We start from the raw sequence: 21904 nt of genomic DNA, 5'->3' as shown, positions 1-21904 counted from the left end.
TATGGAGATCTCATGGAGGGAGTAAGAAGCTCACGCGGACACGGCCGGGGCGCAGGCATCCAGAGGCTTGCGTGCTCATGAGGCAGGAGCGAAAAGCTGGTAAATGAAGGCTTTTTGGTGCTTTCTTCTGTCGTCGAGTGATATGTGGAGGACTTGACTAAGTCTTGGTGGAATATCCAATCGGAATGGCGCATTCCGGATACCGTGTTCTGTGCTTCTCGTGTGCTCTCCCGCCCGGGGAGTCGGGTCAGCCGCGCACGCCGCGGCCGGCCGCCAGGGAGGACACTGCGCAGCCGGAGCTCCGCGAGTCGGACCCCGCCACCTGAACCGTCCCGCGGGCTGCGGTCCGGATGGTCGGGCGTCATCGGCTGGTGCGCAGTGGAACGGGCGCCTTTGGGACCAAGGCAGCTTTCCGGACCCGTCGTCACCTCACGGAACGCGCGCCGGGTGACCTTGCCTGCGGGCATGGGGCAGATCCGGTCTGCGCCGTCGGGGCTGTGCTCAGGGGAGCACAGCCCCTGCTCTACTTGCAGGCCGGCTCAGAACGGATCATCGACAGATGGCAAGGGCCCCAGTCGGGGCCCGTCATGACGCGTATCGCCACGGCCCGTCCTCGCAGTCCACACGCACCCCGTTCTTGTAGAAGCAGAACTTGACCCGCAACACGTCCTCGGTGTGGGTCTCTGCCTTCCCCGAGTTGCCGGATCCGTTGTCGTCGATCTGGTCGGAGTAGGACAGGCTGTTCTTCCATTGAATGTAGGCGCCGATGGCACTTCCATCGGCATTGCCGTCGTACACCCACACCCATGACTGGTTGTTGGATTCGTTGGGACCGTTGTCGACCTGGATCTGATTGGCGTAGAAGTTCCATTCGCACTGCCACCCGCTGCAGCCATCAGCTGTGGCAGGGCTTGCCGGCAGCGCTACCAAACCGGTGACCGCCGCGGTCATTCCGAGGAAGCGCGCGATGTGCCTCGTTGTCTGGGCCATGCTGAGTGAGCGTAGTTCGAGCCCGGAGCCGAACCCAGTCCCATTCCGGCCGCGCGGACCGTGCAGATGGGGCAGGTGAAGGTGCAGGCGGGGACGGAGCGGGGAGGGAGGGTGTCTGAGCGAGCACATCAAGCGGTTCGGCAAGGACTTTGCCCATGGCCTCGGCATCACCCCCGACGACTACGACGCCGGCTTGGACGTCGACTTCAGCGTGCTCGGTGACGATGAGAAGGCGGCTGTTGGAGCTGATTGCCCCGCTGCCGACAACGCACGGCAAGTCTGGGACGGGGGCTGGCGGGGCGACCCCCTTGTGGGAGGCCCAGATGCTCCAGGCCCTCGTGCTGGAGCGCGTGGGCCGCGCCGACGAGGCGGCCCGGATCCTCGGCCAGGGCAGAGCCGCGCACCGCTACTTCGCTGAGCTTGTCGTTTATGGTCCTGCGTCGAACGGGCCTCGAACTTCGTCTGCCCGCCGTAAGGGGGCTCCTACTGAGGGACTACCGCTTCGGCGCCGAGCGCGATAGCGGCCAGGACGGCGGTGTGAAAGGTCTCCAGGCCATCGGCGGGGACGGCGGTGGGGCTGCCGGTGAGGGTGTACCGCTCTTCGGCACCGGTGTACTGGACGGTGACGCTGACGCGGTGGTCAGCGAGACGGGCGGTACGCACGGTGAGGTCGCCGGTGATGACGCCCGCCTCGTCGGTCATCGCCCCGCCGGGCCCGGCGGTGACCTGGCCCTGGCACACGGCCGGGCCGGGGCAAGGCATCAGATCTCGCAGGTGTCGAGCATCTCTTCCAGTGCGGTCTTCTCCGGTGCGGTGACGTTCAGGCTGTAGACGTGCTTCACGTCGATCCACGCTCGGGAGTAAGTGCACCAGTACGTTTTCAGCGGGGGCTTCCACAGGTCCGGCGTCTGGTCGCCCTTGGACCGGTTGGATGCAGCGGAAACCGCGATGAGCTGGGAGTGGACCAGGTCATTGGCAAGCGCCTTGCGCTTGTTGGTGTCCCATTCATCGGCGCCGGCCCGCCAGGCCGCGGCCAGCGGGACAACGTGGTCGATGTCGAGCTGGCCGGCGACGGTGAAGGTCCTGCCGTCGTACTCGCTGTACCAGATGCCCTCCACGGCCCGGCACTTGTCGTCCCTGACGACGTCCTGTCCGTCGCGCTGGAGAACGACCTCGCGGGTGTCGCACTGCCCATACTGTGTGGCCCAGTGCGGGAACTTCGCCCGGCTGTATCCAGTCATCGCATGTGGCGCCTCGACATGCAGCTCACCGAGCTCACCACGGGCAACACCGACAGGCGGAGGCTCGGGCATCGTCCGCGACGGAGCCTGCACGGACCGGGGCAAGGCGGCCGGTGCGGAAGCCGACGCCGGGGCCAGGGTGGCAGACACGCCGGCGAGTGTGACAGCAGCAGCTACCGCAGTGCGCAGCCATGAACGAGAAATGATCATGCGTCAGAGATAGCGGCACCCTATCCGCGTGGAGGGCATCGTCACTCATGCGTGGGCGTGCCGTACAGGATGCTGACCGGGGCGGCTCCTTCAGCGGCTCAGGGTGTAGCGGAGGAGACGTTGGCGGGCTTCGTGTTCGGGTAGTCCGAGGCCTGGGCCGATCGTGGATCTCTCCTGCCGGTCGGCCTCTGCGTGGAATGCTGCCGTGCGGGCGGCGTCGGCGACGACGCGTTCCAGGCGGCTGATCGCCCGCAGGGCCGCGAGGGGGGCGTCGTCGACCAGGGAGTCGAGGCGCTGTTCGACCTGGTCCAGGAGGGCGACCAGGTCCTCGGGGATCGGGATGGCGCGCGCTTCGACGTCCGCGACGTGCCGGTCCCAGTCCCCTTCGGGGCCGGAGGTGTCGAACAGATCCGGGTCGCGGCGGTCCACCAGGTTCCAGTCCAGCGGGTAACGGGGCTTGCCGCGCCATCCGCACGCACACGAGGCCCGCAGCTGGGTGGCCAGAGGTGCGCGCAGCGTCCCGTCGTAGATCCACCAGTCACTGCTTTCATGCACGTGACCGCCGCTGCCCGTATCGAAGTAGACCGGCTTCGGCTCCGACCCGTCATCCAGGACCACGCCCGGCCTGCCTTCATGCGCTGCGCCGAACTCCTCGGTCTGCCACATCGCACCCACCTCACTCCCCCGCCCGGATACAACGACGCTCCCGACGATGCCCCAGACGGACCCGTGGTGAGCAGTGAACACTCGAAGTAGTGAACGCCAGATCCTCTGACTGACCGCGGACGCCAGCAGGTGCCCTACCAGCGCCTGGGGCCGTGCTCCTTCGTGGGAGCAGAGTCGACTTCTGCAGAGCGAGTCCGGGTGTCCGGGGGCGTCCTTGTCGCTCGTACGGACGTAACCCTCCCAGCAGGCGCAACCCGGCAGCGGGCCGCTCGTCGTACTGGCATGGAACCCATCGATCCGCAGCATGTCCAAGACGGCCTGGTAGTCCTCGACATCACCGCCGCCGACGAAGCAACTGCCCGCCTGGTAATGGCCTCCCTCGAACAGCACTGGGCAACCTCAGGAATCACCGCCACCCGCCGCATGCCCGGCGAGCCCGGGGTACGGGCCCGGATCTACGCGGACACCCGGCGCCACGCCACCGAGCCCTAATGATCGCCGGCCCTGGCCGCTGGTCACCGTTGATGCCAACGGTGTTGCTGACCACCTCGCCGGCGGTGGATGCGATTCATGTGCTCGGAATCCTCGGCCCCATCAATGACCCGGTCGCGATGGTGCCGCCGACACCAGGCCCGGGCTCGCCGCTGTCACTACTCACGGCGCGGTCATCCGTTCGTGAGACAGGCCGGGCGAACCCGCCCCTCACCCGGCACCATCCAGCTAAAATCCCCACGGTCAAGCCGTTGACCAGGACATACACCGAAGTCCGGCTGGAGTACTAGTAGTCACCAGCGGAGGCTCTTCACCATGACGGCGTACAGCGGGGAATCGGCGAACGGCCGCTGTTCACCGGCCTTCACGTAGCCCCAGGCCTCGTACAGATCCTGGACCTTCGGGTGGGTTGCGTCGACCAGGAGGACGGCAAGACTCTCGTCGCGTTCCTTCAGGAGTGCTTCGTGCAGAAGGTCTGAGACACCCTGCTTGCGCCACTGCGGGCGCACCATGACCTCAGAGACGGCATAGGTCGAGGTGTAGCCGGTGTTCGGCTTGTACCCGGTGGAGCGCCACCATTCCCGACCCCGCTGAAGCGGGGCGCCGTAGGCGAAGCCGGTGGGCTCGTCGTTGTCGAAGGCGACGACGCAGGTGAAGCCCTCCATGCCCGACCAGTGGTCGACGAACCAGGGGAACTTCTGGTTGAACTCGTCGTCCATCGCCGCGGCGTAGGAGTCGGCGTGCACGTCGATCAGCATCTGCTTGAAGTCGTCGGGGAGGCTTCCGTGGACGTAGTGCCGCAGGTCGGTCACCCTGGTCACTTTTGACTCCATTCATCTCGCATGCGGTCTGCCCAGTCGCGGGCGTACCTGGTGGACGGTGCCAGCCGGAACAGGTCCCGGTGGAAGTCTCCGATGAGGGTGCGCATCCGTCCGGGCAACGGGGCTCCCTTCATGGTGGCGAACACTGTGGCTGCGGTGGTCGTGGCCTGTTCGGGCTCCCCTTGCCGTAGCTGGGCGAGCGCCAGCTCGCAGGTGACCATGGCGCGGTTGCGCTGGAACTCTGGGGGCAGCGTGGCCAGGGCGCGATGGGCCATTGCCTCTGCGGTGGCAGGGTCTCCTTGCCGGTTCAGGATTCCGGCCGAGAGGTGGTTGAGTTCCGCCGGCTGGTAGAAGTCGGTCCATCGTGGGCGTTCGTCCTCTGGCGCTTTGCGGAGACTGCTCTGCGCTGACTCCAGTGCCCTTCTGGCGGCCGCATGCTCTCCCAGTGAGGAGTACGCCAGGGCAACACGAACGCGTCCCATGGAGCCGAAGAGAGGATCTCTGCGGGCCGCGGGGGATGCGCTGGCGGCCTGGGCCGCTGCGAGTTCCTCCGGCCCGTTCTTCTTCTGGTAGGCGAGCATGGCCATGAGGACCCACACGCGCATACCCGTGGGCGGGTCCTGCGACAGACCGGCGAACGTTGACGACTCATGAAGGTGCTTCTGCGCCGACGTCAGGTCGCGCAGATCGATGTAGGACCAGACCGCGGCGTTGGTGTACTCGGCCGCGAGCGCGTAGACGGCGCGGCGGACCCGGTCGCTGGCGTTGCGCTGCTGGAGTTCCAGCAGCTTGGCTCGTTCGGTGAGGGCCCGGGCGGCCAGGGATGAGTGTCCGCCGGTGCGGTTGTCGGCATCCACCAGGGCGTCCATGGCGGCTGAGGCGCGGGCCACGTCCGACATCCCCACGGCCCGGCGTTGCTTCAGGACGGGGGCGGCCGCGGCCGCCCCGGTAGACAGGACGAATTGTCGACGCCGCACGGGGTCCTCCCGGGGGTGGTTCATGGAGCTGGGTGCGATGAGTCCTAGGTCCGCCACCGGGCAGCCGAACACACGCTCAAGTGCAGCGCAAGTGCGTCCGATTGGGCGGCGGCTGGACCCGTTGAGCAGGTTGCGGACAGTGCGCGACGACACTTCCCCCGGGCGCCCGGTGATGTCGTGCACGGCCTTGTTGAGCTGGTCCGCCAACTCGTCTTGGGTGAGGCCCAGTTGTTTCATCTGGCCTTTCAGGGCCAGGTTCGCATCCATCCACCGAAAGTAGCGCCGCCATCACGTTGGCGACAGGTGCCGTGTAAAGCAGACGCAAAGTCTTCCGGGTAGTGGGCGGGAACGAACGTGGAACTCTTCCTGTCGCCCTTCTCCCTTGGCTCGTTGACTGAGTAGCAGCCACCGAGTCGACTCCGGCGCGGCGGCCAAGAGGAGACCGGCCCTGTCACCCCCGTCGGGGCCGGTCGTTCTCTGACGGAGGGAGCGACCGTGGCCGCCGTGCAACCGATGGCGGCCGGTACTCCGGGTCATACCGCGGTGCTTTGAGGACCCACACATTGAAGGGCTCAGCATGATGATGACTGCGACTGCTGTACGGACCAGCGCCTGCCCTCGCGCTGTGCGTATCGGCCTCGACATGTCCATCGGGCGGGCGCCGACCGGCCACAGCGGTGGCCTCTCGGCAGCAGAAGCGCTCTGGCCGAGAAAGTTCCGGCGGATCATCGCAACGTCGCTGCGGGCGTGGCGCCACCCTCGCCTGGTGGAGACAGCCGAACTCCTGGTCAGTGAGCTCGTCACGAATGCCTTCCAGCATGGTCGGGGCGACATCCGCGTGCGCTTGTACTTCTCCGTCAGCCACTTCGTGATCGAAGTGCGCGACGGCAACCCGGCGGCCCCCGAACTGCGGAACACGGCCCTGGACGACGAGGACGGCCGCGGCTTACACCTCGTCGACGCCTTGTCCGACGCCTGGGGTACGAGCGACGACGGCACATCCACCTGGTGCTCGCTCCCTGCCCACCAGGGCTTCGCCAACGTCCCTCCACCGGCCGCCGTCACCGACAGCACGTCACAGCATCCTCGTGCTGCAGTGGCAGGGGTGAGGGCATGAGCACCTTCGTCCTTCCCCACATGCCTGCGGCCCGAGTGCCGGCCACCGACATGCAGGATCTCACCGCCCGCGTCCGCGCCATGTTCAGTCCGGCTATCAGGAGGCCAAGCGGTTCCTGGAAGCGATGACCGTGGCCTACCGCCGCGAGTTCAAAGTGAACACCGGGATCATCCGGCCCTTCAACGTCCACGGCCCCGGGATGCTGCCCTCCGAGCACAGCCACGCGACCGCACATCCAGCAGCCTCCCCGCGTTGCAGCGGGATGGCAGCCGCGCCCAGCCCGGAAGCACGCGCTACTCCAACAGCTCACTAGGAGGACGAGATGTTCCTTCCCTATCCCGTGATCGAACAGCTCGATGCCAGCCAGGTGACAACCTGGGAGAAGTACTTCGCCGGCGCCGGACACGAACGGCCCCGGGCGATCGAGGAGGGCATTTGGCGCCGGACGCAGGATCCGGCGAACACCGTCCAGTCCGGCTGGTCCGAGGACGAGCAGGGCCGCCGCCGCATCGTGCACTACCGATACCGGTACGACCTCGACTACACGTTCCCGGTGCCGCGACTCGTTCTCGCGGACCTGTACCTGTACACGTCGGTCCTCGCCCCAAGGGCCGAGATCAGCGAGTACCGCGCAAACGTCCGCTCCTGGCTCACCGAGGGCGGCTGGCGGCAGGTCGATGACACCATGTGGTCGAAGGGCGACCTGCGTGTCACTGTCACCCCGTACGACACGCACCCGCAGGACGAGCGAGCCTCGCGGGACACGCCGGCCGGGTTCTCCTCGCTCGACGTCGTGTTCGTCTCCGAGGACTTCGCGGTGACGCGCACCGTGCGCCAGATGCCGTGGAACGTGCTGGCGGGCGGCATCCGCATCAAGGACGAGCGTGGCAACCCGACCTACTCCGAGGACCTGAGCGCGCTGTCCAAGCACCTCCCGTTCCAGGTCGAGATCGGCTGCGGCACGAGCGTCGAGGCCGGCGTCCCGCCGCTGCACTTCCTGCACCAGGCGTACCGGGTCACCACCAGGACCGACAACGTCATGAAGGGCACGCATCCGTTCGTCCTGAGCCCGCAGAAGGACACGCTCGTGCGGGAGATGCTGCTCGACGCCACGGCGAAGGCCGACGAGCTGGTGACAATGTTCCGAGACAGCTTCCTCGCCGAACCGACGGCCGCCCACCACGCGCTCAAGGCGTTGCACGACGCCGGACACTTCGTCGGCCCCGTGCTCCAGCACAACTTCGACCTGCTCGCCGCACGGGCCGGCCTCGACGAGTGCTTCGTGCGCCGCTACGACCAGAAGATCCCGCCCGTGCCGTTCCACCCCGAGGCAAAGGCGCTCCTGGTCGTCGGCCTGCACGCCGACCGACGGTCGGTCGAGAAACGGGCCCGCGAGCGCGGCATGAAGGTCTTCTTCATCGACACCGAAGGTCTGGAGGAGTTCGGCAAGTACATGCCCTATCCGCTGGAGGGCCCGCAGCACGGCGACGTGATCGTGAAGGCCGAGGCCATCCCCACGCTCATCAAGCTGTGCTCCCAGCTCGGCGTGAACGTCCCTGCTGCCCGGCCTGTCGCCTGACCGGCGCGGCGCCCCCGGGGCCGCGCACCGCACTCGTGCGCGGCCCCATCCCCGCGAGCACACCCGAGAAGGGATTCCCCAGAGTGGACTCGTACACGCACAACCGTGAGCGGCTGCTGACGTCATCCCGGCCCATGCCGGACTTCGAAGTCGTGGGAGCACAGGGCCCCTGGCTGCACCTTGTCGGCGGCACCCGGATCTTCGACGGATCGAGCGGACTGCTCTGCACCAACGTGGGCCAGAGCAGCAGCAAGGTCCACGCCCGGATCGAGAAGCAGTTCTTCCGCTACTCCTTCGGCGGTGCCGCCGTCGTCCAGCCCCACATCCAGATGGAACTGATGGAGCGTCTGTGCCGCGCCGTGCGCCGCCCCGACGACTCCGTAGCGCTGACAACATGCGGAACGCTCGGGGTCGAGGTGGCCGTGGGCCTGGTGCGCAACATCACCCGGGTGCGTAACGGGAAGCGGCGCGGGGACATTCTGACCTCGACGTTGAGCTACCACGGGATGTCGGTGCTGACCCTCGCCCTGGCCGGCAACCACGCCCGCAGGCCACGCCCGGAGGACGCCCTCGACCTCGGCCCCGGCTTCCCAGCGCCCTACCCGCCGACGCACGCCCACGAAGACCGCGACTGCGACGTCTCGTGCGCCGACGAGATCGGACAGGAGATCGACCGCCGCGGTGCCGAAAACGTTGCCGCGGTGTTGATCGAGCCCATCAACGGGACCACCGGTGGCGCCTTCGTGCCGCCCGACGGATACCTCCGGCGGGTCTCGGAGATTTGCCAGGAGCGGGACGTCCTCGTGATCCACGATGAGGTCCTGACCGGGATGTGGCGCACCGGCACACCGCTCGCCAGCCACCACTGGGACGGCTGCGAGCCCGACATCGTGATCCTTTCCAAGGGGCTGGGCGCCGGATACACGAGCGTCGGCGCGGTGCTGGTGTCCCCCGAGGTGGCCAGGTGGATCCGGCATGAGGACGCCGATCCGCTGCCCGCGATGGGCACCATGGCCACCCATCCCCTCATGGCAGCCGCGTGCCTGGGCGTCCTCGACGAGCTGGAGGAGATGGACTTCACAGCCTTCGCAGCGCGCAGCCAACGCCTCGGGGAGGCCATGACGTCGCTGAACGGCGTCGGGCCTGTGAAGGACATCCGCGGGCGAGGCTTCCTCTACGGGGTGGAGGTCGCCCAGGGGCAGCTCTGGCCCGTGATGAAGGCCGCGGAGGAACGAGGCGTGTTCTTCTACCCGTTCACTGGCGCCGGGGACCCCAAGAGCGAAGGGCTCGTCGTCGCGCCCCCGCTGACGTCGACTGACGAGGAAATCGAGTTCCTGACGACCGTGCTGTCCGGCGCGCTGGACGCCGTGAACTGAACCGCCGGCCCGCCTCAAAGCTGGCGCCTCGACCGGATCCGCGGTCATCCGATCGAACACTCCAACGAACCTGCGAGCAACCCGTCTTGGGCCCTACTCGCCAACCGATAGCGTCGGGGGCACACCGAAGTCGGTGTGCCCCCGACCAGACAAGGACGACCTGCAATGCGCGTTTCCGTGATCGGCTGCGGTCACCTCGGCATCCCGCACGCTGCGGCGATGGCAGAGCTCGGCCACGAGGTCATCGGCGTGGACGTCGACCAGGCCAAGGTCGATCGACTCAACGCCGGCGAATGCCCCATCTACGAGACCGGCCTGCCCGAGCTACTCGCCCGCCACACGCAGAGCAGACGTCTGCGCTTCACCACCGACATTCGCGAGGCCGCCGAATTCGCCGAGCTGCACTTCATCGGCGTCGGCACCCCCATCGACGCAGACGGCCGCTCCTACGACACCGCACAGGTCTTCGGCGCGATCCGCCAGCTCGCCCCCCACCTCGACCGTGCGTCCACGATCGTCGGGAAGTCCACCGTCACCGTCGGCACCACCAGCCAGGTCACCGCCCTCGCGCAGCGCCTGGCCCCCGCCGGCAACCAGGTCGACGTCGTGTGGAACCCTGAGTTCCTGCGCGAGGGCCACGCAGTCGAGGACACCCTCCGCCCGGACCGGCTCATCGCCGGCGTCACCACCGCTGAGGGCGAGAAGGCGATCCGTGCGGTGTACGCCGGGATCATCGACACGGGCGTTCCGATCTTCGTCACCGACCCGCAGACCGCCGAGCTGGCCAAGGGCGCCGCGAACACCTTCCTCGGCCTGAAGATCAGCTACATCAACGCCGTCGCCGACATGTGCGAGGCTGCGGGCGGCGACGTCTCCCAGATTGTGGACATCCTCGGCATCGACCCCCGCATCGGCGCCGGCGGCATGCGGCCCGGCATTGGCTACGGAGGAGGCTGCCTCCCCAAGGACGTCCGCGCTTTCACTGCATCCGCCCTGCAGCTCGGCGCCGAACAGGCCGCGACCCTCCTGCGCGCCGCCGAGGAGATCAACGAGAACCGCACCGACGTCGCCCTCGGCCTCATCAGCCGTGCCCTGGGCGACCGCCCCATCAAGGACACCCGGATCACCGTGTGGGGCGCCGCGTTCAAGCCCGGCACCAACGACGTACGCGATTCCCCAGCCCTCGCGCTCTCCCAGGCCCTCCAGCAGGCCGGCGCCACCGTCACCGTCCACGACCCGCAGGCCGTGCCCACGGCGATGGTCCGCAACCCGGAGTTGGACTACACCGACGACCTGGAGGCCTCCGTCGACGGCGCGGAACTCGTCGTCCTGGCCACCGAATGGCCCGAGTACCGGCAGGCCGACCCCCACGCCCTGGTGGACCGCCCGGCCAACCCCCTCCTCGTCGACTGCCGCACCACCCTCGACCCCGAGCCCTGGCGCGCGACGGGCTGGACCGTCCACCAGCTCGGGCGTCCGGGGAAGTAGAACCGGCCCGCGCCATGAGCAGCGACGACGTTCTCCTCCGCCGGGCCCACGCCGCCGACGCACACGCTGCAGCCGATGTGTGGCTGCGCTCCTACGCCTCGGCTTTGCCAACCGTGCGCTGCGCACACGGCAAAGCCGAGGTGCGGGACTGGTTCGCCCGCGTGCTCGTGCCGCAGTACGACACCTGGGTGGCCGTCACCGGGAACAGCGTGGTGGGGCTCCTGGTGCTCAAAGGCGACGAGCTGAAGCAGCTCTACCTCGAATCGGAATGGCGCGGACGGGGCCTCGGCGACCGGTTCATGTCCCTGGCCAAGCGACAGCAGCCGGACGGCCTGTTGCTGTGGACGTTCCAGGTCAACGGCCCGGCCCGGCGCTTCTACCAACGGCACGGCTTCACCGAGGCCGAGCGCACCGATGGGCAGCGCAACGACGAGCGCGAGCCCGACGTCCGCTACGTCTGGCAGCCACAGGCGTAGTCGCCCGGGCTGCCAGGCATGCTGACGGCAGAGGCGGTCACACCCGAACACCGGGGTGACCGCCTTCGCCGTGGGGCCCACGGGGCTACGGTTACGCAGATGACAATTCTGATCGTCGGCGGCAGCGGTTTTCTGGGATCCGAGCTGGTCCGGCAGGCGACAACGGCAGGGATCACGACGGTCGCGACGTACGCGACCGAGCCGGGCGACGCCTCCCCGACCGCATGGTGCCCCCTCGATCTACGGGACGCGGGAAACTTGGACGCCGTCATGGCCGAGGTGAACCCGCACGTTGTCATCAACGCATCGAGCGGCCGGGCCGACTGGGCGATCACCGCGGAAGGACCACTCCAGCTCGCGATAGTCGCTGCGAAGCACGGAACGCGCATGGTGCACGTCTCCACCGACGCGGTGTTCTCCGGAGCCGGCCGAGTCCACTACGACGAGGCGTGTCTCCCGGACCCCGTCACCCCGTACGGCGCAGCGAAGGCCGCGGCGGAGACCGGGGTCCTCGTCGTGCACCCGAAGGCCGTTGTCGCCCGTACGTCGCTGATCATCGGCCACGGACAATCCGTGCACGAGCGCCTGGTGCACCAACTCGCCGCCGACACAGTTGATTGCGCCCTGTTCACCGACGACATCCGCTGCCCGGTCCATGTCTCGGACCTGGCTGCCGCGCTGCTGGAACTGACGTCGAGCGACGCAGCAGGTATCCACCATCTCGCCGGGACCGACGCCCTGAGCCGCCACGAACTCGGCGTCCTCATTGCCAGGCGCGATGGTCTCGACGCCTCCCGTCTGCGCGCCGGCCTGCGGGCAGAGAGCACGGTTCCCGGGGCTCTCGACGTACGCCTCGACAGCCAGACGACCCAGCGGCAATTGCGCACCACGCTGCGCGGTGCCCGCGAGTTCCTGCAGGGCTGAGCGACAGCAGACCAACGACGAGTGCCTGTTTGTAGAATCTGACGTGAGCGCGTGTTACTCGGCAACCGCGGCGGACGGCCTCCGGCCTTCAACCACCGGTCAGGTCAGGAGCGCGCGCAGGTGTGTGCACCTGGCCGATCAGCTCGCGATGTGGCTGATCGGCCGTGCGCGAATGTGAGCTTCCTGGCTGGCTCCGGAGCGTCGCCGCCCTGGGGTTACTGGCTCGTGTGCGCTCGGCTGCCCCCGAGTCGCCCGTGCGGCGACGGTTGACGGGGAGCATCTGAGGCTTCCCCAGGCTTCATGAACCGCATTCACCGGGTAGAACCCTGCACGGCAGCCGGGACGTTTCAACGGAGGGCGCGCTCGTAGGTTGCGTCCGTGTGGGTGACGGTCCGCCAGCGGTCGTTCTGATAGCCGCGATCCGTCTGCCAGCACCGTGAAGCCATTACGAGACGGCGCCAGGCTTCCTTCAGCTGGTGCTGCAGCTGAAGCTTGTCGTCTGTGATCGCTGGTTCGTCGACCTCCAGCGCGAGGCTCGCATCCAACACCGAGTCGCTCACCAGTGCACCAAGCGCCCTCGCAGTCCGACCCTCCGGGCTTTCCGCCGGATACTGCTCGACCTGCAGGTGGATGCGTTCTCCTACGAACCGCTCAATCGCCTCAACGTCGGACCAGGTGATGTCGACGGTGTAGGTGATCGCGCTCAAGCGCTCTCCCCTTGTCTCTCCGATTCGGAGTCGGCACGCTAACCGGGCCCGACGGGCGTCGCGCAGCTGGATTGGCGGAGAGCACCCTCCTGGCTGACACCGGTCTTCCCAGCTTGAACGGCACAGAGGCCGCCTCGCCAAGCGCCGTGCCCCGGTTGCTTCCTGAGGGGTCGCTCCCCGGAGTGGGGGGGCTGGTGTGCAGGACTTGAGCGTGATGGTCACCCAACCTTGCACTTCGCTTCCGCAACGATATAGTTCCCATGCGCAAAGATGATCGAAGGAAGAGAACCATGCCGCCGCAATTAGATGGGGAATCTGTATGTCTCGGGCGCCGTCAACCATTCACGCACGGGAACGTCTTGCGACGCGCGAGCCGAGCAGTCAATCGGCCGGCACTCCCCCGCGCCGGTCGATCTGCCCACCATGGCCGCCCGGCATACACAGCACCGTCCGGCACCACACGCTCGTTCGACTCACCGGGAAATTCGACGACGAAGCCCTGCAGGCCGTCCAAACGATCTATCCCTGGCGGCATGTAACCCGCTGCGGGTCCGAGATCGTTGTCTGGCCGCTCGGCACCACGGGCGTCTCCCATGAGCCCGAAGCGGTCGTCATCCGAGGCCGCTTCGACGCGCGGGACCACAGCGCCGTCCAAGCCGCGCACCCCGGACGAACCGTCAGCCACGACGGAGACCTGATCACCGTCTGGCCTGCACGGCTCACCCCGCCCAGGCGGTAGCCCTAGATCTTCGCAGGCCATCAGCATCGAGTCGTCCGGACAGCAGTTGGCCCCGCGTACGTGCGAAGTGACCGCGGGGCCAACTCAGAGAATGCCGTCCTGTCAGGGCACCCACACCGACCGTATGGCGAAACAAGCCTGACCGCTCGTCGTGGACAGCTCGCCCAACGTGTTGGACACGCGGGTGCCTCTGCGGATACGTGGAGGCAGAGCCCCGTCAGCCGGCGGCGGGGGTGATTGTCAGTGCCCTCCGGCAGAGTGCCGCTCATGATCAACGAACTGGACAGGATCGACTGGTCGTCGATGAGTCACGCCTATGGCCCGGCCGTCGAAGTCCCTACGTGGCTGCGGGCGATGGCCTCCCCTGACCCAGAAGTCCGGGACAAGGCATTCAACGACTTCTACAGCGCGGCCCACCACCAAGGTGACGTGTATCCCTGTACAGCGGCCAGCCTGCCGTTCCTCTTTGCCATGGCCGACGGCGCCGCGACCCCCGACCGTGCCTCCATCGTGCAGCTGCTGCTCAGCATCGGCCGCGAATCCGCCGACCGAAGCGACGGCCTGTACTACTCACCTGACGGCACCGAGTCGACAGCAGGCGCAGACAGCCTGGCCCTCATACGTGAGCGCGCCGACATCTTCATTTCCCACTCCAACGACCCCGACCCCTTCGTACGCCAGCCGGCGATCGAGGGCCTCGGCCACTTCCTGGAAGACGCCGACCAAGCCGTCGCACTCCTCCGCGACCGGCTGTCCGCAGAACGCGGGATTGTCGAGCGACTGCTGGTCATCCGGACGATGGCAGACCTGGCGCTGCGGCTGCCGGCAGCCCGTTCCTCCGCCACAGCGTGGCTCGACGCCCTGGCCCGGCAAGCCACAGCAGATCCCGACATCCGCCTGGCCGCCCTCGTCCACCAGTCACGGTGCTCCCCCGCGAGCATCGGCGCCGACACCGTCCCCACGGCGATCAGCCTGCTCCGACAGCTCACGCCCGCACCCAAGCCCGAACCACGAGGCAAGAAGTGCGAGGCCGGCCCCGACGCCTGCGCCTGTGCTGCCGAGCCGGCAACCACAACGGCGCAGGACGTGCCGCCGCAGCTAGCTGCCGCATTCAACGACCTCGAACGGCACAACCGTGTCCACGCACCCACCACAGATCTCCTGCGCCGCTTCCACGCGACGCTCGACGCCCGCCTGCCCGAGCGCACCGCGCTGCTCACCGAACAGCTCCGCAGCCCGGACCCCGCCACCCGGTACGACGCAATCCGTATGGCCAAGAACCTCATCACCTCCTGGAGGGGCGAGCACACCGACCTCGTCATGCTCCTCACGGAATGCCTGGCACCCGAGGACCCGTACACCGCCGCCGCGGCCGCCGAAACTCTTGGATCCCTGACTTTCGTCTCCGAACCGGCCCGCGAAGCCCTCGCCGCCTACATCGACGCCAACCGCGCTACACACGGACACGACGTGTGGGCGACTCCCCATCCGTTGCGGCGCCGTGCGCATCAGGAAGCCGTCATGGCGCTGGCACGCCTCGGCGACGTACGGGCCCTGCCCTGCCTGTTGACCGCGCTGGACACAGGGTGCGACGCGTGGCGTGCCATACAGGTCGCCGGGCACCTGAGCTCGGCCGCCGAGGAACTCGTGCCGAGACTGGCCCGGCTCCTTGCCGAGGCCGACCTCTCAAAGAAGTGGCCCGAAACGAACACCGGCGCCCTCATATCCGCCCTGGCCGCACTGCGTCACCCTGCGGGCCTACCCGCACTCACCCATGCCGTCAGCGCCGCGGCCCGGCATGAGCAGTGGTCCACCGCCACCTCCGCCGTGAACGCCCTCGCGTCCTTCGGGCCCGGAGCCGCACCGGCCCTGATGGTCATCCGCCCGCTGGCCGACGCCGAAGACGTGAATCTCCGCGCGGCCGCCGCGGCCGCAGTGTGGGAACTCGGGCGCAACGCCGCCGAGTCCGTGCCGAGATTGGAGGTACTGCTCGACAGCCACTGCAACCGCAATGCCGCCGATACCCTCGGCCGGATCGGCCCGCCGGCCCAGACCGCGCTGCCCCGACTGCGCGAACTGCTGGACGCCGGGTACGAGTGGACCCGGGTCCACGCCGCAGCCGCGCTCTGGGACATCGGAGGCGAGGCCGAAGCCGACGTCGTCGTGCAGACGCTGCTGGCCGCCTGGGAGAAGAACGACGCGACAGCCAACCACGTCCTGGCCTGCCTCGACCGGATGGGCCCGGCTGCGGCAACAGCCCTCCCCCGCATCCAGGCCGAGCTCGCACTGCCCCGACGCGGGGGGCGATTCAAGAGCGTCAGCAACGACGCGGAGGTACAGCGCCTCTGCCGCGACATCCTGGCTCGCCTCAGCTGCCCATAGTGTGGCCGCCACCGATCTGCCAAAGGCGGAGGCAACCACTCACCATGAGCACTCACCAAGCCGTGGTGAGCCCGCGCGGAACTCACCAGGCGAACTCACCACGAGAACTCACCACGGCTTGGTGCGTGCCGGCCGCGCTCCAGCCCTGATGGGCCTGTAGGCACGAGGTCAGAGTGGCCGGTCCTTGACCATGACCGAAACGCAGGACCGGTCATGACCGGTGACCGATGCAGGTCAGATCGGTCACCGGTCACGGACTTCGGATCGGTCACCGTGGTCGTCGGCCGCTGGTCACCGGTCACGGACTCCGGATCGGTCACCGTGCTCGTCGGTCACTGGTCACCGGTCACGGACTCCGGATCGGTCACCGTGCTCGTCGGTCACTGGTCACCGGTCACGGACTCCGGATCGGTCACCGTGCTCGTCGGCCACCGGCCGCCGGTCACGGACTCCGGACCGGTCACCGGCCACAGCATCGGTCGCGCCCCGACTGGTCTGCGGCGTCAACGAAGGCTCCGTCGAGCAGGGAATCACAGCCCTAGCTGCCCAGGTCAAGACTGGGCAGGAGCACGAAGGCCAATGGGCGGAGCGTGGTCGCTCTGGTCGACAACTCAGATCGTGCGCTGAGAGGGTGACCGTTCCGACCAGAGGGTGACCGACTAGCTGGCATCGGTCTGGCTGGAGACCGGTCACCGGCCATCGGCCAGAGAATCGGTCACGCGGTGATCAGCCGCCCTGGCAGTTCGGGGCCGGACATAGCTGTGGCCGATGACCAAGAACAGTCACCGGCCACGCGCGAGGGCTGGTTCGGTCAGCGGTTGACCGATCGCAGATGCGCGCGGCCCTGCTGCCGCCGTTGCTCTTCGAGGCGCTCGGCCGCGGCATTCACGCGCCGCTGACCCGTCTTCGGCGACAGGCCCAGCCGACGGGCGACCTCGGCACCCGTGAGCCGGCCACCGGACTCCTCCGCCTCGACCAACCACCTGACCACGGTCACGAGCTGCTGCTCAACCGGGTCCAATTCGGGCTCGACGCTCTGCTGCGCGGGCACCAGCGCAGCAGCAACTCCCGTGCTGGTGCCGGCGGCCTCCCAGACACCTGGCTTGCCAACGGGTGCTTCAGGCGCTCTCGGTGCCGGAAGATCGAGCTGGATCTGCTGCGGTGTCCCTCCACCGTGGTCGGCCTCGTTCATCAGCGAGACCGGCTCCAGAGTCGGCTGGCCTTCTTGCTGGGAGGCCGCCTTCGGGTCCGGAGAAGACGACATGGCCACGGACCGACCGGCCTCGGACGCACTAACCGCCGCAGCGTCAGGTTCTCCGTCGACGTGCTCAGCATCGTCGGCCGGTACGGACGCTCCCTCGTCGGCACCGCCTGGAGCTTCAGCCGCTTCGGGATCACCGGCCTGATACTGCGTCGCCTTGAAGTCCTGGAGGACGGGCCTCAGGAGTCCCTCCGGAAGTACGCCGCCCGTGACGGGGTCGACGACTCCGTACTGCGCGAGGAACAGCCCGAACTGCCGGGCGTTCGGGAGCTGCCCGAACTGGTTGCGATAGCCCAGTACTGCGTCGTTGTAGTCGACCTCAGGCAGCGCCGGCTGCTCTCCTTCGCCAACGTGACCGGTGTTCTGACTGGGCTCCGTGCGCACCGGTGCCACGAGCTGAGCAGCGGCTTCATTCGCCTCTCCTGCAGCCAGAACATGTTGCGGGGCCCCCACGAGCTCGGGCTGCGGGGCCGTCTCCACGGCGGCGGCAGCCTGGGCCATCGCCTGGGCGGGGGCCGGCGGCAGCAGGGCCGGTTCGATGCTGGCTGCGGCGAGTCCGGCGGGGCCGGTGTCGGCGAGTGGGACGCCGTACTTGGCGAGGCGCAGCGGCATCAGGGATTCGACGGGGGCCTTGCGGCGCCAGCTGCGGCCGAAGCGTGCTTGGAGGCGGGCCTGGTAGATCAGCCGGTCCTGTTCGAGCTTGATGACCTGCTCGTAGGAGCGCAACTCCCACAGCTTCATCCGCCGCCACAGCCGGAACGTCGGCACGGGGGAGAGCAGCCAGCGAGTGAGGCGGACACCCTCCATGTGTTTGTCGGCCGTGATGTCCGCGATCCGGCCCACCGCGTGGCGGGCGGCCTCGACGGAGACGACGAACAGGACGGGGATCACGGCGTGCATGCCGACACCGAGCGGGTCGGGCCAGGCGGCTGCGCCGTTGAACGCGATCGTGGCGGCGGTGAGCAGCCAGGCGGTCTGGCGCAGCAGCGGGAACGGGATGCGCAGCCAGGTCAGCAGCAGGTCCAGCGAGAGCAGGACGCAGATGCCGGCATCGATGCCGATCGGGAAGACGACGGAGAAACCGCCGAAGCCCTTCTGCTCGGCGAGCTCGCGCACGGCCGCGTATGAGCCCGCGAATCCGATTGCTGCGATGAGCACCGCACCGGCGACCACGAGCCCGATGAGTATCCGGTGCGTACGCGTCAGCTGCATCATCTGCTCACACTCTCACGATGGGTTATGAGCACTACGTGTTCGAGGACGCCCATCGTGGATCGTCAGCGAATAGTGATTACAGGGTGGTTCGCGCTGGTCTGGAGTCCGGCCGCCTGGCTTGGAGCGTTGCGGACAGCGGCCTTCCAGAGCTGGAGTTTTTACGCCGTAAAACTCCGGACCGTCTTGTGAGGGTCTCGGCCGGGCGGCAGCACTTGTCTGACCGCCCTCGCGCCAGCCCGAGGCGCCTCCTGGAGACCAGATCACCACCGGGGGAGTGGCACGAACGGCGCCGTTCAAGATCACGAGTTTTTACGCCGTAAAACTCCGGACCGTCTTGTGAGGGTCTCGGCCGGGCGGCAGCACTTGTCTGACCGCCCTCGCGCCAGCCCGAGGCGCCTCGTGGAAACCAGATCACCACCGGGGGAGTGGCACGAACGGCGCCGTTCAAGATCACGAGTTTTTACGCCGTAAAACTCCGGACCGTCTTGTGAGGGTCTCGGCCGGGCGGCAGCACTTGTCTGACCGCCCTCGCGCCAGCCCGAGGCGCCTCGTGGAAACCAGATCACCACCGGGGGAGTGGCACGAACGGCGCCGTTCAAGATCACGAGTTTTTACGCCGTAAAACTCCGGACCGTCTTGTGAGGGTCTCGGCCGGGCGGCAGCACTTGTCTGACCGCCCTCGCGCCAGCCCGAGGCGCCTCGTGGAAACCAGATCACCACCGGGGGAGTGGCACGAACGGCGCCGTTCAAGATCACGAGTTTTTACGCCGTAAAACTCGCGGCCCTCCACTACAGGGTGTTGGTAAGGCTTTGGGCGATCTTTTGTACGACCTCAGGGGTGCAGCGCTCGAGGATGGCCGTCGTGACTGACTCAGGGTTCGTCCAGTCGATCGGGCCTTGACGGTCTGTGGGTGACGCTGCTTCAAGGCGCGGTTCCGGCACGCTCTGCGCTGGAGTCAGCGTGGTCGTGGCAGCGGGCGATACGGACTCGTGGGCTGCTGCGGTCTCGGTGGGTTCGGGGGAGGGGTGCTGCAGCTGCCGCTTCTCCGCAGCCGCGGCGCGACCTCTCACTGCCTTTGGCTTCTGGTCCTGCTGGACCTTCCGCTCGGCCATCTTGGTCTCGACATACGCAGTCTGGTCTTCCGCGCTCTTCAGACTGCCGGCCTTGCGCGCGATCTCAATCGGCACCTGCTTTTCGGCAACGCGTTGCTGGATGTCTTCGGGCAGGTTGAGGAGAGCGCGGCGGGTGGAAATCCAGGAGGCGTTGACGGCGCCCCCCAGGATCGACACGACCGCGGATGCGCTGCCGTGGAACTGCACGAGTGCCTCGATGGCTTCGGCTTCCTCGATCGGCGTGAGGTCCTTGCGGAAATGGTTGGCGGAGAGCGCTGCGGCGAGGAGGTCCTCACGGGTGCCGGCCGAGGAATCGTCGACGGTGATCCGGAAGTCGATTCCCGCTTCGCGTGCCGCACGGAGTCGGCAGTGACCGTCGATGACGACGTACTCGTGGTCCGGAGGGATGGCGTCCTTGTGCTCGGGGTGCGAGACGAGGAACGCCAGTCGGCTCATGACCGTGGCGGTCTGGACCTGCCCGACCTCTCGCATGTTCTGCGCGAGCTGCGTGATGTAGTCCTTGTCGAACTCCTGCCGTGGGTTACCGGGGTTCTCGGCAACGCGGTCCACGGAGATCAGTGTTGGAGCAGCTCCCACGACGGACTCGATGATCTGACCACGGGTACTACGCGTTTGGGCTGCTCCGAAGGCGGCGCTGGCGCCTGTCCGGTCAGCGGCGCGCTGTCGAGGGTTGGGGCTCACGAGATCTCCTTGAGGATCTGACGCATGACGCGGGACTGCTCGCAGGACGGGTCGTAGGCGAGCAGCGGGCGCCGTACCCGAGCTGCTTCGCGCTGCTCTTTTCGCCGGGGGATGACTCCTATGACGCGGGGCTCTCCGAGTGCCCGCCACTCCGCGAGGGAGCTGGTGACGACGTGTCCGTCTCGGGCGTCGTAGAGATTGACCACGAGTCCGAGGTAGGAGGCGTTGATGCGCCAGTCCGTCATTCCGTCGTCGATCTGCTCGACGAGCATGGTGTAGGCGTCTGCCGACGAGTCTTCTGCCTGAACCACAATCAGGATGCCGGAGTCGCCCTCGCGCTCGCCGTCGCGATGGCGGCTGTAGTAGATCGCCGCGTCCATCGCCATTCCCAGGCTGGGTGGGCAGTCAATGATGATGACGTCGTAGTGCTGCTCAAGGGGTTCAAGGGCGTGCTCGAGCGTGGCCTGCCGGTTGCGGGCCGTTGAGATCATCACGTCCAGCAGGAAGGCGTCCTGGCAGGAGGGCAGCAGGTCGAGCCGGCCGCCGAATCGGTCGTCCTCTACGGGGACGATGAGATCCCGGATGTCTCCTGTGGCCTGGCGGGCCATGAACTTTGCGAGGCTGGGGCCGGTCGCGGGGAGCTGTTTGAAGCCGAGCTGCTTGGACAGGTGGCCCTGAGGGTCGTAGTCGACGAGCAGGACGCGGAGTTCAGGGGCGTCATAGGTGTCGTCTGCCTCGACAGGGGTCTCGCCGTCGGGGGTGGGGAGCGATTCCTCCCTGCTCGTCAGGAGAGCGTTCAGGCCCGTGACTTCTGCGCCTCCTGCGAGGCGGGCCAGCTCGCGGTCCTCTGCGAATGCACCCCCGAGGCCTCCGGTGACGGCGGTTTTCCCTACGCCGCCTTTCTGGTTGCAGACGATGATGCGTCGGGTGGTGCTTTCCGGCGGGCGATGGCGGGGGGAGGGGTGTGTGGTGAGCCAGAGGGAGACTGACTGGGCGAGGCCCTGAACGTAGGGGATTCCTCGGGCGCTGCACTCTGCCTTGAACTGAGTGGTCATCGCGTCGGTCAGCCAGGTCGCGAAGGGCGGCGATCCGGCTGTGTCGACGACTGAGGACTCGTCCTTGGGGGCGGATCCCCACTCGGTCATCGCTACGGCAACCGCGTCTTGAATGTCGACGCCGAGTTCCGCTGAACGGATCTTCAGATCGGCCTTCAGCGACGCAGGGAGCTTGAAGGTAACCTTCTGTCGGTCATCTTGCTTGTCTTGGGGCGGCATGAGGCGAGCTTACTTACCTGGCAACGCCAAATGGAAGTCGACGCGCCGCTGTACGCCTTCCTGACGGCCTGTGAGCCCTGCGAACTCCCTCTCGTACCGGCGGGTGTGAGATCGTTCGCGCACGGCCCCGTTCTGGGCTTCGCTTTTGAGTGGA

18 protein-coding genes and 1 pseudogene are annotated in these 21904 nt (G+C 67.6%); 9 read left to right on the top strand and 10 right to left on the bottom strand.

The genetic code is table 11. The features are described 5' to 3' along the window. Window positions 1-585 precede the first annotated feature (585 nt). From OG912_RS38640 to OG912_RS38625, 4 genes are all read right to left on the bottom strand, one after another. Window positions 586-990 (bottom strand): hypothetical protein, encoded by a 405-nt coding sequence (locus OG912_RS38640; protein ID WP_327713243.1) that lies wholly within the window; start codon window positions 988-990, stop codon window positions 586-588. 483 nt (window positions 991-1473) lie between these two features. Then, the gene (locus tag OG912_RS38635) at window positions 1474-1752 is read right to left on the bottom strand and encodes a hypothetical protein (protein ID WP_327713242.1); all 279 of its coding nucleotides are present in this window, start codon (window positions 1750-1752) and stop codon (window positions 1474-1476) included. Further along, on the bottom strand, window positions 1752-2441 hold the full coding sequence (locus OG912_RS38630; protein ID WP_443061127.1) for a GmrSD restriction endonuclease domain-containing protein: 690 nt from the start codon (window positions 2439-2441) through the stop codon (window positions 1752-1754). The genes OG912_RS38635 and OG912_RS38630 overlap by 1 nt, the downstream gene beginning before the upstream one ends. Window positions 2442-2531: 90 nt before the next feature. Then, the gene (locus tag OG912_RS38625; RefSeq protein WP_327713241.1) at window positions 2532-3107 is read right to left on the bottom strand and encodes a hypothetical protein; all 576 of its coding nucleotides are present in this window, start codon (window positions 3105-3107) and stop codon (window positions 2532-2534) included. Window positions 3108-3389: 282 nt separating this feature from the next. On the opposite strand from OG912_RS38625, the gene OG912_RS38620 reads away from it, so the two are divergent. Next, entirely contained in the window at window positions 3390-3599 is a 210-nt protein-coding gene (locus tag OG912_RS38620) for a DUF6207 family protein (protein ID WP_327713240.1), read from the top strand. A gap of 293 nt (window positions 3600-3892) precedes the next feature. On the opposite strand, the gene OG912_RS38615 is transcribed toward OG912_RS38620, so the two are convergent. Both OG912_RS38615 and OG912_RS38610 read right to left on the bottom strand, forming a co-directional pair. Then, the gene (locus OG912_RS38615) at window positions 3893-4420 is read right to left on the bottom strand and encodes a GNAT family N-acetyltransferase (protein WP_327713239.1); all 528 of its coding nucleotides are present in this window, start codon (window positions 4418-4420) and stop codon (window positions 3893-3895) included. Next, window positions 4417-5397: an XRE family transcriptional regulator gene (locus OG912_RS38610; RefSeq protein WP_327713238.1), complete on the bottom strand. Its 981-nt coding sequence runs from the start codon at window positions 5395-5397 to the stop codon at window positions 4417-4419. The genes OG912_RS38615 and OG912_RS38610 overlap by 4 nt, the downstream gene beginning before the upstream one ends. Window positions 5398-6022: 625 nt before the next feature. Between OG912_RS38610 and OG912_RS38605 the strand changes: the two genes are divergently transcribed. From OG912_RS38605 to OG912_RS38575, 7 genes and pseudogenes are all read left to right on the top strand, one after another. Beyond that, entirely contained in the window at window positions 6023-6514 is a 492-nt protein-coding gene (locus OG912_RS38605) for an ATP-binding protein (protein ID WP_327713237.1), read from the top strand. Window positions 6515-6599: 85 nt separating this feature from the next. Beyond that, a pseudogene (locus OG912_RS38600) lies at window positions 6600-6827 on the top strand (NAD-dependent epimerase/dehydratase family protein); the annotation flags it as partial. Between the two features lie 9 nt (window positions 6828-6836). Beyond that, window positions 6837-8093 carry a hypothetical protein gene (locus tag OG912_RS38595; RefSeq protein ID WP_327713236.1) on the top strand — a complete coding sequence of 419 codons (1257 nt, stop codon included), beginning with the start codon at window positions 6837-6839 and terminating at the stop codon, window positions 8091-8093. An 83-nt stretch (window positions 8094-8176) separates the two neighbouring features. After that, on the top strand, window positions 8177-9469 hold the full coding sequence (locus OG912_RS38590; protein WP_327713235.1) for an aminotransferase class III-fold pyridoxal phosphate-dependent enzyme: 1293 nt from the start codon (window positions 8177-8179) through the stop codon (window positions 9467-9469). A 165-nt stretch (window positions 9470-9634) separates the two neighbouring features. Next, window positions 9635-10957 carry a UDP-glucose dehydrogenase family protein gene (locus tag OG912_RS38585; RefSeq protein WP_327713234.1) on the top strand — a complete coding sequence of 441 codons (1323 nt, stop codon included), beginning with the start codon at window positions 9635-9637 and terminating at the stop codon, window positions 10955-10957. A gap of 14 nt (window positions 10958-10971) precedes the next feature. Further along, a complete protein-coding gene (locus OG912_RS38580) occupies window positions 10972-11433 on the top strand; it encodes a GNAT family N-acetyltransferase (protein ID WP_327713233.1) in 462 nt (153 codons plus the stop codon). Between the two features lie 99 nt (window positions 11434-11532). After that, a complete protein-coding gene (locus OG912_RS38575) occupies window positions 11533-12357 on the top strand; it encodes an SDR family oxidoreductase (RefSeq protein WP_327713232.1) in 825 nt (274 codons plus the stop codon). A gap of 347 nt (window positions 12358-12704) precedes the next feature. On the opposite strand, the gene OG912_RS38570 is transcribed toward OG912_RS38575, so the two are convergent. Further along, a complete protein-coding gene (locus tag OG912_RS38570; RefSeq protein ID WP_327713231.1) occupies window positions 12705-13064 on the bottom strand; it encodes a hypothetical protein in 360 nt (119 codons plus the stop codon). Between the two features lie 1006 nt (window positions 13065-14070). On the opposite strand from OG912_RS38570, the gene OG912_RS38565 reads away from it, so the two are divergent. Then, a complete protein-coding gene (locus OG912_RS38565) occupies window positions 14071-16185 on the top strand; it encodes a HEAT repeat domain-containing protein (RefSeq protein ID WP_327713230.1) in 2115 nt (704 codons plus the stop codon). Between the two features lie 811 nt (window positions 16186-16996). On the opposite strand, the gene OG912_RS38560 is transcribed toward OG912_RS38565, so the two are convergent. The 3 genes from OG912_RS38560 to OG912_RS38550 all read right to left on the bottom strand — a co-directional run bounded on the left by OG912_RS38560 (window position 16997) and on the right by OG912_RS38550 (window position 21750). After that, a complete protein-coding gene (locus OG912_RS38560) occupies window positions 16997-18658 on the bottom strand; it encodes a DUF2637 domain-containing protein (protein WP_327713643.1) in 1662 nt (553 codons plus the stop codon). A gap of 792 nt (window positions 18659-19450) precedes the next feature. Then, on the bottom strand, window positions 19451-20476 hold the full coding sequence (locus tag OG912_RS38555) for a ParB/RepB/Spo0J family partition protein (RefSeq protein WP_327713229.1): 1026 nt from the start codon (window positions 20474-20476) through the stop codon (window positions 19451-19453). Further along, complete coding sequence (locus OG912_RS38550) at window positions 20473-21750, bottom strand: ParA family protein (protein WP_327713228.1); 1278 nt, start codon at window positions 21748-21750, stop codon at window positions 20473-20475. Before OG912_RS38550 ends, OG912_RS38555 begins: the two co-directional genes overlap by 4 nt. Between the last annotated feature and the right edge of the window lie 154 nt (window positions 21751-21904).

Origin of the sequence: Streptomyces sp. NBC_00464, assembly GCF_036013915.1 — a bacterium.
GTDB lineage: Bacteria > Actinomycetota > Actinomycetes > Streptomycetales > Streptomycetaceae > Streptomyces.
This window is presented reverse-complemented; position numbering and strand designations above follow the sequence as displayed.